This is a genomic window from Phenylobacterium haematophilum (assembly GCF_014196295.1).
GTDB lineage: Bacteria > Pseudomonadota > Alphaproteobacteria > Caulobacterales > Caulobacteraceae > Phenylobacterium > Phenylobacterium haematophilum.
Window position 1 is genome coordinate 840,718 of sequence record NZ_JACIDK010000002.1, and the last position, 14,443, is coordinate 855,160.

The 14,443-nt window shown below is 70.0% G+C and carries 14 protein-coding genes; 8 read left to right on the plus strand and 6 right to left on the minus strand.

What is annotated here, in order from left to right; all coding sequences use genetic code 11:
• Positions 1-49 precede the first annotated feature (49 nt).
• Positions 50-1,096: an A/G-specific adenine glycosylase gene (mutY, locus tag GGQ61_RS10115; RefSeq protein ID WP_183772068.1), complete on the plus strand. Its 1,047-nt coding sequence runs from the start codon at positions 50-52 to the stop codon at positions 1,094-1,096.
• On the opposite strand, the gene GGQ61_RS10120 is transcribed toward mutY, so the two are convergent.
• From GGQ61_RS10120 to GGQ61_RS10140, 5 genes are all read right to left on the minus strand, one after another.
• The gene (locus GGQ61_RS10120; protein WP_183772070.1) at positions 1,093-1,605 is read right to left on the minus strand and encodes a GrpB family protein; all 513 of its coding nucleotides are present in this window, start codon (positions 1,603-1,605) and stop codon (positions 1,093-1,095) included. The two genes, mutY and GGQ61_RS10120, sit on opposite strands and share 4 nt — an antisense overlap.
• A 4-nt stretch (positions 1,606-1,609) precedes the next feature.
• Complete coding sequence (locus GGQ61_RS10125; RefSeq protein WP_183772072.1) at positions 1,610-2,692, minus strand: site-specific DNA-methyltransferase; 1,083 nt, start codon at positions 2,690-2,692, stop codon at positions 1,610-1,612.
• An 88-nt stretch (positions 2,693-2,780) separates the two neighbouring features.
• A complete protein-coding gene (locus GGQ61_RS10130; protein WP_183772074.1) occupies positions 2,781-3,833 on the minus strand; it encodes a DUF2332 domain-containing protein in 1,053 nt (350 codons plus the stop codon).
• Positions 3,834-3,883: 50 nt separating this feature from the next.
• On the minus strand, positions 3,884-4,510 hold the full coding sequence (locus tag GGQ61_RS10135) for a ribonuclease HII (RefSeq protein ID WP_183772085.1): 627 nt from the start codon (positions 4,508-4,510) through the stop codon (positions 3,884-3,886).
• Position 4,511: 1 nt separating this feature from the next.
• The gene (locus GGQ61_RS10140; protein WP_183772087.1) at positions 4,512-5,102 is read right to left on the minus strand and encodes a DNA-3-methyladenine glycosylase I; all 591 of its coding nucleotides are present in this window, start codon (positions 5,100-5,102) and stop codon (positions 4,512-4,514) included.
• A 296-nt stretch (positions 5,103-5,398) separates the two neighbouring features.
• On the opposite strand from GGQ61_RS10140, the gene GGQ61_RS10145 reads away from it, so the two are divergent.
• From GGQ61_RS10145 to GGQ61_RS10160, 4 genes are all read left to right on the plus strand, one after another.
• On the plus strand, positions 5,399-7,933 hold the full coding sequence (locus GGQ61_RS10145; protein WP_183772088.1) for a TonB-dependent receptor: 2,535 nt from the start codon (positions 5,399-5,401) through the stop codon (positions 7,931-7,933).
• Between the two features lie 220 nt (positions 7,934-8,153).
• On the plus strand, positions 8,154-8,690 hold the full coding sequence (locus GGQ61_RS10150) for a dihydrofolate reductase family protein (RefSeq protein ID WP_183772090.1): 537 nt from the start codon (positions 8,154-8,156) through the stop codon (positions 8,688-8,690).
• Between the two features lie 3 nt (positions 8,691-8,693).
• Positions 8,694-9,566 (plus strand): alpha/beta fold hydrolase, encoded by an 873-nt coding sequence (locus tag GGQ61_RS10155; protein ID WP_183772092.1) that lies wholly within the window; start codon positions 8,694-8,696, stop codon positions 9,564-9,566.
• A gap of 46 nt (positions 9,567-9,612) precedes the next feature.
• The gene (locus GGQ61_RS10160; protein WP_183772094.1) at positions 9,613-9,894 is read left to right on the plus strand and encodes a hypothetical protein; all 282 of its coding nucleotides are present in this window, start codon (positions 9,613-9,615) and stop codon (positions 9,892-9,894) included.
• A gap of 150 nt (positions 9,895-10,044) precedes the next feature.
• On the opposite strand, the gene ygfZ is transcribed toward GGQ61_RS10160, so the two are convergent.
• Positions 10,045-10,842, minus strand: a complete 798-nt coding sequence (ygfZ, locus tag GGQ61_RS10165; RefSeq protein ID WP_183772096.1) for a CAF17-like 4Fe-4S cluster assembly/insertion protein YgfZ — start codon at positions 10,840-10,842, stop codon at positions 10,045-10,047.
• Positions 10,843-10,903: 61 nt separating this feature from the next.
• Here ygfZ and GGQ61_RS10170 point away from each other — a divergent pair, with 61 nt between their 5' ends.
• From GGQ61_RS10170 to GGQ61_RS10180, 3 genes are all read left to right on the plus strand, one after another.
• The gene (locus tag GGQ61_RS10170) at positions 10,904-11,878 is read left to right on the plus strand and encodes a glycosyltransferase family 9 protein (protein ID WP_183772098.1); all 975 of its coding nucleotides are present in this window, start codon (positions 10,904-10,906) and stop codon (positions 11,876-11,878) included.
• Between the two features lie 13 nt (positions 11,879-11,891).
• Complete coding sequence (locus GGQ61_RS10175; RefSeq protein ID WP_183772100.1) at positions 11,892-13,226, plus strand: dihydroorotase; 1,335 nt, start codon at positions 11,892-11,894, stop codon at positions 13,224-13,226.
• A 123-nt stretch (positions 13,227-13,349) separates the two neighbouring features.
• Positions 13,350-14,414 carry a DUF898 family protein gene (locus GGQ61_RS10180; RefSeq protein WP_183772102.1) on the plus strand — a complete coding sequence of 355 codons (1,065 nt, stop codon included), beginning with the start codon at positions 13,350-13,352 and terminating at the stop codon, positions 14,412-14,414.
• The last annotated feature ends 29 nt before the right edge of the window (positions 14,415-14,443 follow it).

The window sequence follows — 14,443 nt, forward strand, 5'->3', positions numbered from 1 at the left end:
TCTACAACAAGGCTCCCGTCCGAGGCGAGGATCGGGTAGCTGAGGCCTTGTGACGCCCGAGACGCTCCGCGACCGCCTGCTGGCCTGGTACGACGCCAACGCCCGCGACCTGCCCTGGCGGGTCGGGCCGGCTGACCGTGCGCTGGGCGTGCGCGCCGATCCTTATCGCGTGTGGTTGTCGGAAGTGATGCTCCAGCAGACGACGGTGCCGCACGCCACGCCATACTTCCTCAAGTTCACGCACCGCTGGCCGAGCGTCGGCGATCTGGCGGCCGAGGACGACGGCGAGGTGATGGCCGCCTGGGCCGGGCTTGGCTACTACGCCCGGGCCCGCAATCTGCTGGCCTGCGCCCGTGCCGTGGCCCGAGACCATGGCGGGGTGTTTCCCGACACCGAGGAGCGATTGCGCGCTTTGCCGGGCTTTGGACCCTACACGGCCGCGGCGGTCGGGGCGATCGCCTTTGACCTGCCGACGAACGTGGTCGACGGCAATGTCGAGCGGGTGATGTCGCGGCTGTTCGCGGTGGAGACGCCGCTGCCGGACGGCAAGACCGAGCTGAAGGCGCTGGCCGCGGCGCTGGTTCGCGACCATCGGCCGGGCGACTGGGCGCAGGCGCTAATGGACCTGGGCGCCACGGTCTGCCGCCCCAAGGCGCCGCTCTGCGACCGCTGCCCGGTCGCCGAGTTCTGCGCCGGCCTGGCCGGCGGCGAGCCGGAGACCTATCCGCGCAAGACGCCCAAGGCGGCGCGGCCGCATCGCAACGGCGTGGCCTACATCCTGACGCGCGGGAACGAGGTGGCGCTGGTCCGCCGGCCGCCCAAGGGGCTGCTGGGCGGCATGCTGGCCCTGCCGACCAGCGACTGGCGCGCGACCGGCTGGAGCGACGAAGAGGCTGCGGCCGCCGCGCCCGTCGGCGCCGACTGGCGCGCGGTCGGCGAGGTCGAGCACGTGTTCACGCACTTCAGCCTGACCCTTCGGCTGCTGCGGGCCGAGGGCGACGCGGGGGGCCTGATCTGGACGCCGCGCTCGGGCCTCGATGCGCTGCCGAGCGTGTTCCTCAAAGCCGCGCGGGCGGGGCTGAGCAACCTGATCTAGCGGGCGAGCGCGGCCTGAACGAACGCGGCCTTGCCGGCGGTATAGGCGGCGCGGTCCGTGGGATGCTCGGCGACCAGTTGCGCCTTCAATCGCCCGTAGGCGTCGCGCAGGGCTGGATCGGCGCGAAGCCGATCTCGAAATTGAAGCGTCGCGATCCACTCCGGACCGTCATGGACGACGAAGTGGGCGAGGTGGGTGCGCGCCGCGCCCTTGCCGAAGATGCGATGGCCCTCGACGCCGCCGTCGCCGGCGTCGTCATAGCCGAGCGCGATCATCACCGGGGCATGGCGGTCAGCGACGGAGAGGTCGGCGACGCCGATCAGCAGGTCGATGATCGGCTTGGCGGAAAGGCCGGGCACCGACGTGCTGCCGTAGTGTTCCAGGGCGACAATGTCGGCGCCGACCGCCGCGCGGATGCGGGCGGCCTCCTCCGCGAACGCCTGCCCCCATTGGGGATGCGACGCCGCCAGGCGGTTCTCGGTCCGCTCAAGTCCCAGGCCGTAGGCCACGCTCTCAGGCCTGCGGCATCGCCGAGCGGATCTTGGCGCGCAGGACGTCGATCGGGGCCAGGCCCTTGTCGGACTTGAAGTGCCAGTAGGTCCAGCCGTTGCAGGCCGGGGCCGATTGGATCATGGCGCCGACCTTGTGGATCGAGCCGGAGAGGTCGCCGACCACCAGGCTGCCGTCGGCGCGGACGCGGGCCATGCGTTCGCCCTTGGGGCAGTAGAGCGCGTCGCCGGGGCTGAGCAGGCCCGCTTCCAGCACCTGGCCGAACGGCACGCGCGGCTCGGACTTCTTGGAGCCGGTGACTTCCAGGTCGCCGGGGGCGATGGGGACGATCTTGCTGATCCGGTCCTTGGCCAGGGCGACGTACTTCTCGTCCTGCTCCAGGCCGATGTAGCGGCGACCCAGGCGCTTGGCGGCCGCGCCGGTCGTGCCGGTGCCGAAGAACGGGTCGAGGATGATGTCGCCGGGCTTGGTGGAAGCCAGGATCACCCGGTGCAGCAGGGCTTCAGGCTTTTGGGTGGGGTGGGCCTTGGCGCCGTTCTCGTCCTTCAGACGCTCCTCGCCGGTGCACAGCGGGAAGGTCCAGTCCGAGCGCATCTGCACGTCGTCGTTGGCCATCTTCATGGCGTTGTAGTTGAAGGTGTAGCGGCGCGAGCCGCGGCCCTTGGCGGCCCAGATCAGGGTCTCGTGGGCGTTGGTGAACCGGGTGCCCTTGAAGTTCGGCATCGGGTTGGTCTTGCGCCAGACGATGTCGTTCAGCAGCCAGAAGCCGAGGTCCTGCAAGGTCGCGCCGACCCGGAAGATGTTGTGATAGCTGCCGATCACCCAGAGCGCGCCGTCGTCCTTGAGCACCCGGCGGCACTCGGTCAGCCACTCGCGGGTGAACTTGTCGTAGGCCGCGAAGCTCTCGAACTGGTCCCAGTGGTCGTCGACGGCGTCGACTTTGGAGTTGTCGGGACGCAGCAGGTCGCCGCCGAGCTGGAGGTTGTAGGGAGGGTCGGCGAAGACCAGGTCGACCGACTTCTCGGGCAGCTTCTTCAGCTCCTCGATGCAGTCGCCGTGAATGATCGTGTCGGCCAGTACGCCCATAAGGTCACCTCGATGTCCGGAGTCAGAATCCTGAGTCCTCGTGGTGAACGGGGCTTTACCGAACGTGGTTAACGGCCGTTGATATTGATTAACCGGTCCATCGCGCCGAAGCGCCGTGGGCGTGAACGACCGCCAGGACGCGCTCTTGTCCACCGGGCCACATCGTAAGCCTAACTTCCATGATCGCCATATTTTCGGGCGGGGGCTCCATGCGCAGCCAGGCGAGCGGCGCGTCGTGAGTGGCTGAGGCGCCAATATTTTCAATGGCTTGGCGTAGCGCGGCCTGGCTCTCGGCGGGCATGTATTGCCAGAACACCGAGTGGTAGATCACCGTCGCCGCGCCTGCCGTCGCGGCCGCGGAGCGCGCAGTCCAGTCGACGGCGTCGGCCGGCTCGACGTCGACGCCGCTTGCGAGCGCGACCTCGATCGCCGCGCGAATTCGTTCCAGCCGGTCGAACTGATCGGGCCAGACATAGGCCTGCAGACGTCGGCGTTGGACGGGATCCTTGAGGTCCACCGGACGGCGGTCGCAGGCCTGGCGATGAACGACGCGGACGTCGGCGTCCAGGGGCGGCAAGGCCCCGGACCAGTCGGAGGGCAGCAGCACCAGGCTTTCCGGCCCCCAGGCGGCGCCTGAAAGATCGTAGCGATAGCGGTCCCAGGAGAGGTTGAGACCGGCGCTGGCGGCGATCTCGAAACAGCGCAGCGGCAGGCCGGTCTCTTTGGCGATGGTGAGAAAGCCGCCCAACAGGGCGGCAGAGCGGCGCACCTCGTTGGTCTGCGGCTCGTGGTCCATGAAGGCGGCGAGGCCCTCGGCGTGATCGGTCATGGCGCGGCGGGCCTCGCGCCAGGCCGACCCGGCGGCGAAAGCCTTGCCGGGCTGAGGATAGGCGTCGGCAAGGGCGGGGGCGTCGGCGCTGAGCACCAGGTCGTGCAGGGCCCCGAGCAGCCGCAACGGGACGGCGGCGGCCATCAGCGCGCGCAGGTCCTGACCGGCCCAGGGCGCGAGCAGTCCGGCGGTCGGACCGCCGGCGTCCAGGTCGTCGGCGGCCAGCTCCAGCAGCTGGGCGTTGAAGGGCGAACCGAGCGCCAGGCAGGCCTGGGCCTGGAGGCGGAGCGAGGGGGCGAGGGCGCTGTCCATGTTCCCGCGATCGATCCGCGGGGGCTGGGCGTCAATCTTGATTCAATGGATCAATCGACGATGTCGACGAGTTCGCCGCGCTCGATCAGGGCCAGGCGGATCGGCTCCCAACCGCGGCGATGGATCGGGCAGGGGCCCAGCGTGCGCAGGGCCTCGACGTGGACCTGGGCATGGTAGCCCTTGTGGCCGGCGAAACCGTAGCCGGGATAGAGGCCGTCCATCTCGACCATCAGCCGGTCGCGGGCGGTCTTGGCCAGGATCGAGGCCGCGGCGATCGAGGCGCTGATCGAGTCGCCCTTGACCACGGTCTTGATTTCACAAGGCAATTTGAACTTGTAGTTGCCGTCGACGAGCGCGAATGCCGGCGTCACGGCCAGGGCCTCGACCGCGCGGCGCATGGCCAGGCCCGTGGCGTGCAGAATGTTCAGCTCGTCGATCTCGTCCACCGAGGCGAAGCCGACGCCCCAGGCGAGCGCGCACGACTTGATCTCCAGTTCCAGGGCGTCGCGGGCCTTGGCGCTGAGCTTTTTCGAGTCGTTGAGGCCTTCGGGCACCCGGTTCGGATCGAGGATCACGGCGCCGGCGCTGACCGGCCCGGCCCAGGGGCCGCGGCCGGCCTCGTCCACCCCGCAGACGGGGCCGGTCGGACAGGCCAGTTCGAGCATCATGTCGGGCATACTAACGCACCAGCCGTTTGACTTGTTCGTGGCGGTGGCAGCAGGTCAGGTGGTCGTTGACGACGCCGACAGCCTGCATGAAGGCGTAGACGATCACCGGGCCGACGAACTTGAAACCCTTGGCTTTCAAGGCTTTGGACATCTCCTCGGCGACGCGGGTCTGAGCCGGCACCTGGCCGATCTCGGTCCACCTGTTCTGGACCACGCGGCCGTTGGTGAAGCTCCAGATGAACTGGCTGAAGTCCTCGCCCTTCTCGCGCATGTCGAGATAGAGCCGCGCGCTCTGGATGGCGGCGTCGATCTTGGCGTTCGAGCGGACGATGCCGGCGTTGGCCATCAGGGCGGCGCGCTCGGCCTCGCCGAAGCGGGCGACGAGGTCGGGATCGAAGCCGGCGAAGGCCTCGCGGAAGGCGTCGCGCTTTCGCAAGATCGTGATCCAGGCGAGGCCGGCCTGGAAGCCGTCGAGGACGAGCTTCTCCCAGAGGGCGCGCGCGTCGTACTCGGGCACGCCCCACTCGGTGTCGTGGTAGGCCTCGTAAAGCGGGTCGCCGGCCATGCCGCGCCAGCCGCATCGAATCAGATCGCCGGTCATGGGGCGCAGTCTTGGCTTTCGGCAGGGAGGGCTTCAAGCGCCGCCGATAGCGGCCCTATCGGCAGGTTTTCGCCGCCGACTTGCAGCAAGCCGCCGATAGCTGCGCCAGGGCGCGGTTTGTCGCGGACGTTTCAATGTCTATCGGCGGCTATCGGCGCGCGGCAGGTTTTTGTCGGTTCTGACGAATGGCCGAAACAACAGCGACGGAAACTCGCCTCATCTCCCGTTCAGGAGAACAGAGGCAGTTAGCCGCAGAGCTTCTCCTCCATTCTCCCCAATGACCTGGATAGCACCTCGTGAGTTCATCGCTTCTCCCCCGCCGGATCGCCGCCCGCCTGCTTTGCGGAGTCGCCGCGGCCTCGCTCTGCGCCGGAGGCGCGCTGGCCCAGACCGACGAGCATGACCAGGAGACCGAGGTCGAGGAGCTGGTGGTCGTCGCCGGCCAGCGCACCCTGCCGGGCTCGGTGATCGGCGACATCACCCCAGAGCTGTCGATCTCGCCGCGCGAGATCCGGGCCTATGGCGCGGCCAGCGTCACCGAGCTGCTCGACGCGCTCTCGCCGCAGCTGACCAGCGGCCAGGGCTCGGGCGGGCGGCCGGTCGTGCTCATCAACGGCGGGCGGATCACCGGCTTTGCGGAAATCCGCGACCTGCCGACCGAGGCGATCGCGCGGGTCGACATCCTGCCGGAAGAGGTCTCGCTGAAGTACGGCTATCCGGCCGACCAGAAGGTCGTGAACTTCGTGCTGCGCCAGCGCTTCAAGGCGACTTTGGCCGAGGCCTCGGGCTCGAGCCCGACCCAGGACGGCGGCGGCCAGAGCGTCATGGGCCACGGCTCGGTGCTGAATATCCTGCGCGGCCAGCGGCTGCTGCTGGACGCGCGGGTCACCGACACCAAGCCGATCTACGAAGGCGACCGCGACATCGTCGGCGGCGAGGGCGACCAGCGCACCCTGAGCTCGGACACTACCGCCCTGTCGCTGAACGGCGTCTATGCGCGGCCCCTGGGCGAGGGCGTCAACGGCACCATCAACGCCGGGCTCGACTTCACCGACAGCCAGGGCAGGCTCGGCCTGTCGCCGTTCTCGGACGACGCGCTGCTGCGCCGCTCCGAGACCACCTCGGGGCGGATCGCCGCCGCCGCGGCCGGCGCCTATGCCGGCTGGCAGTGGTCGACGACCGGCGGGCTGACCCAGGACGTGGCCAAGTCCTCGACCGACCGCGATTTCAGCGGCGTGCCCTATACCGACCGCACCAAGAGCACCACCACGACCGCCCAGACCGATCTGGTGCTGAACCGGGCGCTGTGGGAGCTGCCGGCCGGCCAGGTCAGCACCACCCTGACCGCGCGGGTCTCGGCCACCCAGTTCGAGAGCGAGGCCGACCGCCTGGGCGTGACGACCTCCAACACCCTGGACCGCAACATCGGCCAGCTGCAGGCCAATTTCGACGTGCCGCTGATCCGCGACGGCGAGGGACTGGGCGAGCACCTCGGCAAGCTGTCGGCCAATGTGAACCTCGGCTACCAGAACCTGTCGGACTTCGGAGACCTGCAGACGGTCGGTGGCGGGCTCAACTGGACGCCGATCAAGCCGCTGCGGGTGCTGGCCTCGTTCACGCGCACCGACCAGGCGCCGACCATGAACCAGCTGGGCGACCCGCTGACCTCGACCCCCGGCGTGCGGGTGTTCGACTTCCGCACCGGCCAGACCGTCGAGGTGACCCGCGTCAGCGGCGGCCTCTCGACTCTGGACTCCAGCCAGCGCGACACCCTCAAGCTTGGGGTCAGCTACAAGCCCTGGGATAAGGTGAACCTGAACTTCCAGGCCAACTACGTCTCGACCCGCACCGACGATGCGGTGGCCGCGTTCCCGTCGGCCTCGACCCAGATCGAGGACGCCTTCCCCGACCGCTTCGTGCGCAATGCGGCCGGCGAGCTGACCCTGATCGACGCGCGGCCGGTGAACTTCGCCAAGCAGTCGCGCGACGAGCTGCGCTACGGCTTCACCTATTCGCGCCCGGTCGGTCCGCAGCCGAGCCCGGAGCAGCAGGCGGCGATGCGCCAGAGGTTCCAGGCCGCGCAGGCCGAGCGGCAGCGCGCCGAAGGCCAGCAGGGTCAACGGGAAGGCCAGGGCGAGCAAGGCCAGGGTCAGCAGGGCCAGCGCCAACAGGGCGGTGGGCAGCAACGCCAGGGCGAAGGCCCGCCGGACGGTCCGCCGCCCGGCGACGGCCCGCCTCGCGGCGGCATGGGCGGGGGCGGCGGCGATGGTCCCCGGATGGGCGGCGGCGGCTTCGGCGGCCCCGGCGGTGGCGGCGGGCGCATCGGCGGCTTCGGGCCGGGCGGCCCGCGCAACGGCGTCTTCCAGATCGGGCTCTATCACACCGTGGCGTTCAAGGACGAAGTCGAGATCCGGCCGGGCGTGCCGACCCTCGACCTGCTGGACGGCGGGGCGCTGGGCTCGGGCGGCGGCTCGCCGCGCCACCAGGTCGACCTGCAGGCCAACTACACCCGCGGTGGCCTGGGCGTGGCGGCGAACGCCAAGTGGCAGAGCGCGACCAAGGTCACCGGCCTGACCGCGGCCGAGGACCTGGAGTTCTCGGATTTGACGACCGTGAACCTGCGGCTGTTCGCTGACCTCGGCATGCAGCCCATCGCTCGCGAGCACCGCTGGCTGCGCGGCATGCGCGCCACCCTGTCGGTCGACAACCTGTTCGACGAGCGCCAGGACGTGAAGACCCCGCAAGGGATCACGCCGATCAGCTACCAGCCGGACCTGCTGGACCCGGTCGGCCGCACGGTGAAGTTCACGGTGCGCAAGCTGTTCTTCTGACAGACGCACCGCGCACCCTTCTCCCCTCGGGGGCGAAGGGTGGACGCCGAAGGCGGCCGGATGAAGGGGGCGCAACGTTCTGGCGGGGGCAGCGTCGCGGAGGGGGCGCTCCCCCTCATCCGACCCGCTGCGCGGGCCACCTTCTCCCGCAAGGGGAGAAGGATCGCTACGCAGACGCGTAGAACTCCGTCATGGTGCGGCCCAGCAAGGGAGGCTGCGCATGGCGAGGCTGGTCTTTGGAATGAACTCGTCGCTGGACGGCTATGTCGACTACGACCGGTTCGCGCCGGATCCCGTGCTGTTCCAGCACTTCGTCGAGCAGGCGCGCGAGCAGACCGGGGCGATCTATGGCCGCGGGCTCTACGAGATCATGCGCTACTGGGACGACGACGATGCGGGCTGGGGCGAGGCCGAGCGCGCGTTCGCCGACGCCTGGCGGGCGCAGCACAAGTGGGTGGTGTCGCGCTCGTTGACCGAGGTCGGGCCGAACGCCACGCTGGTCGGTGAGGACTTCGAGGCGGTGCTGCGCAAGGTGAAGGCCGAGCAGCCCGGCGAGATCGAGGTCGGCGGGCCGGTGCTGGCCAGGAGCCTGGGCGAGGTCGGGCTCATCGACGTCTACCGGATCTATCTGCATCCCGTCGTGCTGGGCCACGGCGATCCGTACTTCGTCGGGCCGCGGCCGCGGCTGCGGCTGGTCGCCCACGAAAGGATCGGCCCGGACGCGATCCGTCTGACCTACGAGCCGGCCGAGGGCTGAGCGATGTCCTTCGAGGGGTTCAAGCTTGAGCGCATGAGCACCGGCGAGGCGGTGCTGCGCTTTCGGCAGGGCGGCTCGGGGCCGCCGCTGCTGTTGCTGCACGGCTATCCGCAGACGCACATGATGTGGGGCCAGATCGCCGGCGAACTGGCCAAGGATTTCACGGTGGTGGCGCCGGACCTGCGCGGCTACGGCGGCTCATCGAAGCCGGCGACGACGCCCGACCACGAGCCCTATTCGAAGCGGGCGATGGCGCGCGACATGGTGGCGCTGATGGCGGCGCTGGGGTTCGAGCGGTTCGACGTCGCCGGCCATGACCGCGGCGGACGCACCGCCTACCGCATGGCGCTGGATACGCCGCAGGCGGTCGGCAGGCTGAGCGTCCTCGACATCATCCCGACCGCCGACGTCTGGCGGATGGCCGACAGGCGGTTCGCGCTGGGCTACTGGCACTGGAGCTTCCTGGCCCAGGCCCATCCGTTCCCGGAGCACTTCATCGCCGCCGACCCGGTGCACTTCGCGTTCCGCATCGCCCAGGGCGCGACCTATTTCGAGCCGGCCGCCTACGCCGACTATGTGCAGGCGCTGGCCGACCCGGCGGTGATCCACGCCATGTGCGAGGACTACCGGGCCGGGGCGACCTATGACGTCGCCGCCGACGAGGCCGACCGCGGGGTGAAGAAGATCGCGGCACCGACCCAGGTGCTGTGGGGCGCCAAGGGGGCGGTCGGCCACTGGTACGATGTGCTGGAGGTCTGGCGGCCCTGGTGCGAGGACCTGCGCGGTCAGGCGATCGAGGGGGCCGGGCACTTTCTGGCCGAGGAGAAGCCGGCGGAGACGCTGGCGGCGCTGCGGGGGTTTTTGCTTGGCAGGTGACGTGGTGGGACGGCGCGATAGGTTGGTGCTAATCGCGGCGATCGCCATGCTCGTGCTGGTGCTTGGAGGCATGTTCCTGCGCGCGATGGCCATCGGGCCCGGCCATTCGACGTATGGCGCGGTCGATGAACTGACGATCCGTGAAACGAAATTCGGAACGCTTCCTGGTGCGTGGGTCCGCGTGGGAGAGCGTCGTGTCTACGTGGTCCTCAATCGAGTCAGCCGATGCGCGATCGGCAGCCGGATCGAACTCGTCGAGCACAGGACGTTGCTGGGGCGGCGGTACGAGGCGGGGCTGGGCGGGTGTTCTGGGCCCAAGGGCGTTTGACCCCAAAGTGTCATCCCGGAAAACCCGCAGGGCTTGTCCGGGACCCATTCGCGCCGGCTGGGCAGGATGGGGAAGCGCCGTGGGCGTGCTTGTACGATCTGGTGTCCATGGGTCCCGGTCTTGCTTCGCAAACCGGGATGACAGCTGGTTTTAGCCTTCCAGCCAGTCCGGCTTCTCCGCGCGGGCGGCTTGGCCGTCGGCGGTGAGGGCGCCTTCCAGGCGGTCGAGGCGGACGAGGGCGATGGCGCGGGTTCCGTGACCGGAGAGCACTTCGCCGGCGCGGCGTTCGCCGTCGAGCAGCAGCTCGGCGCCGGCGGCTGGGGGCGGGCCGTCGAAGGTCAGCGGCAGCATGCGGTTCTTGATCTGACCGCGGCGCTTCATGCGCGAGGTGGTCTCCTGGCCGATGAAGCAGCCCTTGTGGAAGTCGATGCCGTGCAGCAGGTCGAAGTTGGCTTCGATCGGATAGGTCTTCTCGACGCCCCAGTCGGCCGGGCCCGGCACGCCGAGCGCCAGGCGGTGGGCGTCGTAGGCCGTTTCGTCGGTGGTCGGCGCGGCTTCGACGCCGTAGCCGCGCCAGCCGAGGGCGGCCAGCCGCGGGTCAGGCGACCAGCCGGGGCCGGGGTCGGCGCCCCAGGCGGCGAGCACCGGGGTCTCGTCGGCGGCGATCACGACCTTGGCGCGCAGCCGGTACATGTTCAGGCGCAGTATCAGCGCCTCGCGGTTGTCGCGTTCGACGTCGATGAAGGCGCCGTCGTCGCGTCCGACCACGAACAAGTCGAACAAAAGCCGCCCCTGCGGGTTCAGGAGAGCGCCGAACCGCACCTCGCCGGGCGCGAGGCTCTCCACGTCCTGAGTGATGAGGCCGTGCAGGAAACTGCGCCAGTCCTCGCCTGAGACGGCGATCAGGGCGCGGCGGGAGAGGGCTGCGATCGGGGGCTGCGTCGACATGGTGGTGGAGTTAAGGGCTGAGCGGGTGGAGCGCCAGCGTCAGGAGCCCTATAGAAGGGCGATGGCGCACGGGTCCTTCCCGATTCTGTTCATCACCGCGACCCGGATCGGCGACGCGGTGCTGTCGTCCGGCCTGATCAAACGCCTGCTGGACGAGGTTCCGAACGCGCGCTTTACGATCGTCGCCGGCAAGGCGGCCGCGCCGCTGTTCGCCGAAGTCCCCAATCTCGATCGCCTCATCGTGCTGGAGAAGGCCAAGAACGGCGGCCACTGGTTCAAGCTGTGGCGCGAGGTGCGCCATCGCAAGTGGGGGCTGATCGTCGACCTGCGGGGCTCGGCGATCTCGCAGTTCCTGCGCCGCGAGCGGCGGGCGGTCTACAAGCGCGGCTCGGGCGGCGGGGTCCACAAGGTCGTCGAGGCCGCGCGGCTGCTGAAGATCGAGGACGAGCCGCCGGCGCCGTACCTGTTCACCTCGGCGGCGACCGAGGCCTATGCCGACGAACTGACCGCGGGCAAGGGGCCGATCCTGGCCATGGCGCCGGCCGCCAACTGGGTAGGCAAGACCTGGCCGGCCGAACGCTTCGCGCAGGTCGCGATCCAGCTCATGGGCGGGCCGCTGGCCGGCGGCCGGCTGATGCTGCTGGGCGGTCCCGACGACCAGCAGGCGGTCAGCGCGCTGCGCAACGTCGTGCCGCGCGAGCGGACCATCGACCTGGCCGGGAAGGTCGAGCTGCTGGCCAGCTACGCCTGCCTCAAGCGCGCGCGGCTGTTCATCGGCAATGACAGCGGATTGATGCACATGGCCGCCGCGGCCGGAACGCCGACCATCGGCCTGTTCGGGCCTTCCGACGACAAGCTGTACGGCCCGTGGGGCGAAAACACCCGGATCGTGCGCGGCATTCGCAGCCTGGATCAGATCCGCGAGGTTGACCCGGGGCTCTCGCAGGCGCTCTGTCACATGATGGACCTGCCGGTGGATTGGGTGACCAACGCCGCCAAGGACCTGCTCGCCCAAACCAGTTCCAAAGCCAGTTAGCCAGAGACGACACATGCCCGAGACCTTCGACCTCATCGTGAGGGGCGGCGAGGTGGTGAACCATGCCGGCCGCGGCCTGGCCGACGTGGGCGTGCGCGCGGGCAAGATCGTAGAGATCGGCGACCTCAGCCAGGCCAGCGCGGGCGAAGTGTTCGACGCCAAGGGGCTGACCGTCCTGCCCGGCGTGATCGACACCCAGGTGCACTTCCGCGAGCCCGGCCTGGAGTGGAAGGAAGACCTGGAGACCGGATCGCGCGCCGCGGCCATGGGCGGAGTCGTCGCCGTGTTCGAGATGCCGAACACCGAGCCGACCACCACCGACCCCGACGCCCTGGCCGACAAGCTGCATCGCGCCGCCGGCCGGATGCACACCGACCACGCCTTCTATGTCGGCGGCACCCACGAGAACGCCCAGTTCCTCGGCGAGCTGGAGCGGTTGCCCGGCTGCTGCGGGATCAAGGTGTTCATGGGCGCCTCGACCGGCAGCCTGCTGGTGCAGGACGACGAGGGCATCGAGCAGGTGCTGCGCCACGTGAACCGCCGCGCGGCGTTCCACTCCGAGGACGAGTACCGCCTGGCCGAGCGCCGGCCGCTGGCCCGCACCGGCGACTGGACCAGCCACGAGGAGGTGCGTGACGCCGCCTCGGCGCTGGAGAGCACGCACCGGCTGGTGCGGATCGCCAAGGCGCTGGGCAAGCGCATCCACGTGCTGCATGTCACCACCCGCGAGGAGATCGAGTTCCTGGCGCAGCACAAGGACGTGGCCAGCGTCGAGGTCACCCCGCAGCACCTGACCCTGACCGCGCCGGAAGCCTATGAGCGGCTGAAGGGCTACGCCCAGATGAACCCGCCGATCCGCAACGCCTATCACCAGGCCGGGCTGTGGCACGGCATCGCCGCCGGCATCGCCGACGTGCTGGGTTCGGACCACGCGCCGCACACCAAGGACGAGAAGGCCCGGCCCTATCCGGCCTCGCCGTCGGGCATGCCAGGCGTGCAGACCCTGGTGCCGGTGATGCTGACCCACGTGAACGAGGGACGGCTGAGCCTGGAGCGCTTCGTCGACCTGACCAGCCATGGGGCGAACCGGGTGTTCGGCATGGCCGACAAGGGCCGTCTGGCGGTCGGCTACGACGCCGACATCACCGTGGTCGACATGAAGGCCCGCCGCACGATCAAGCACGAGGACATGGCCACCCGCGTCGGCTGGACCCCGTTCGACGGCTTCGATGCCAAGGGTTGGCCGACGGCGACGATCATTCGCGGCACGGTGGTGATGCGCGACGACGAACTGGTCGCCCCGAGCATCGGCCAGCCGGTGCGTTTCGCCGAGACCCTGGGGGGCTAGTTCCCCCAGGACGGGAAGCGACGAGCGCCCGGTTCGGGTCTCGGCAATACTTTCGCGACATACTACCGACAGTGGGAAGTAACCGGCGCACTCGCGCGCCGCAGGCTCGTCGCGGGGGAGTAGATGTCGCGATCGAACGCCGCCGAGTCGGGCGGCCCGAGTCTGACGCTCGTGCAAAGGGTCGATTCACGGGAGTTCCGTGCGCTCGGCCTGCGTCACGGCGCTCTCAACATCCTCACGTTCGGGCTTCACGGATTTTGGGCGCGCAGCGAAACGCGTCGGCGGCTGTGGGCCGCCACCGACATGAACGGCGAGGCGCTGGACTATGGCGGACTGGGGATCGAACTCCTGATCGGCGCCCTGGCCAAGCTGGCCGTCGTCGGCGCCGCGCTGGCGGCGGCCGCTGTCGCGGTGCGGGGCCTAGGCGTCTGGGGCGCGCCGGTGGCGCTGGCCGCGGCGGCGAGCGTGGCGCTGTTCCTGGGCTTCTGCCGCTTCGTCGGCTTCGTCTATCTGGCGACGCGCACCGAGTGGCGCGGGCAGGTGTTCGAGCTCGAAGGCTCGTCGTCGGCCTTCGCGCTGGGCGAGCTGCGCGACGCGGCGATCAGCGTGCTGACGCTGGGCTGGTGGAGGCCGCAGGCCGACCGGCGGCGGGACGCAGCGCTATGGAGCGGACTGCGCCATCCGCATCGTCCGGCGGCCTATGACGCCGCCGCCGCGGCGCGCCGGCCGCTCTACAGCGCCTTTGCGATCGGCTGGTTCGCCAGCGTGATGGTCGCGCTGTTCGCGGCCGGGGTGCTGCTGGGGCTGGCGGGGTACATTCCGACCCCCGCGGCCGGGACCGCGCCGAGCCTCTCGGAACTGGTTGCGCTGGGCGCGCTGGGGCTGGCGTCGTGTCTGGCGCTGACCGCGGCCTGGGCGCCGTACCGGGCCGCGCGGCGCAGCGCGACGGCGGCGGGCCTGGGGCTGGCGCTGCCGATCGACCGGCGGGCCTGGACACGGCTGCAGACGGTCAACGCGGCGCTGCGCGTCGCCACGCTCGGCGGGCTGGCGCCCTATGCGGCGGCCCGCGAGAGCGCGTTCGTGTTTTCCCGGCTGGAGGAGGCGCGGCGGCTGTCGAGGCGGGCGCGGGCCGCTCGGCAGGCGGGCCAGGTGAAGTTCGCGCCGCTCGAGGTGAAGGCGGGCCCCTAGCCGAGCCCGATTTGCCGGATGACATCCCT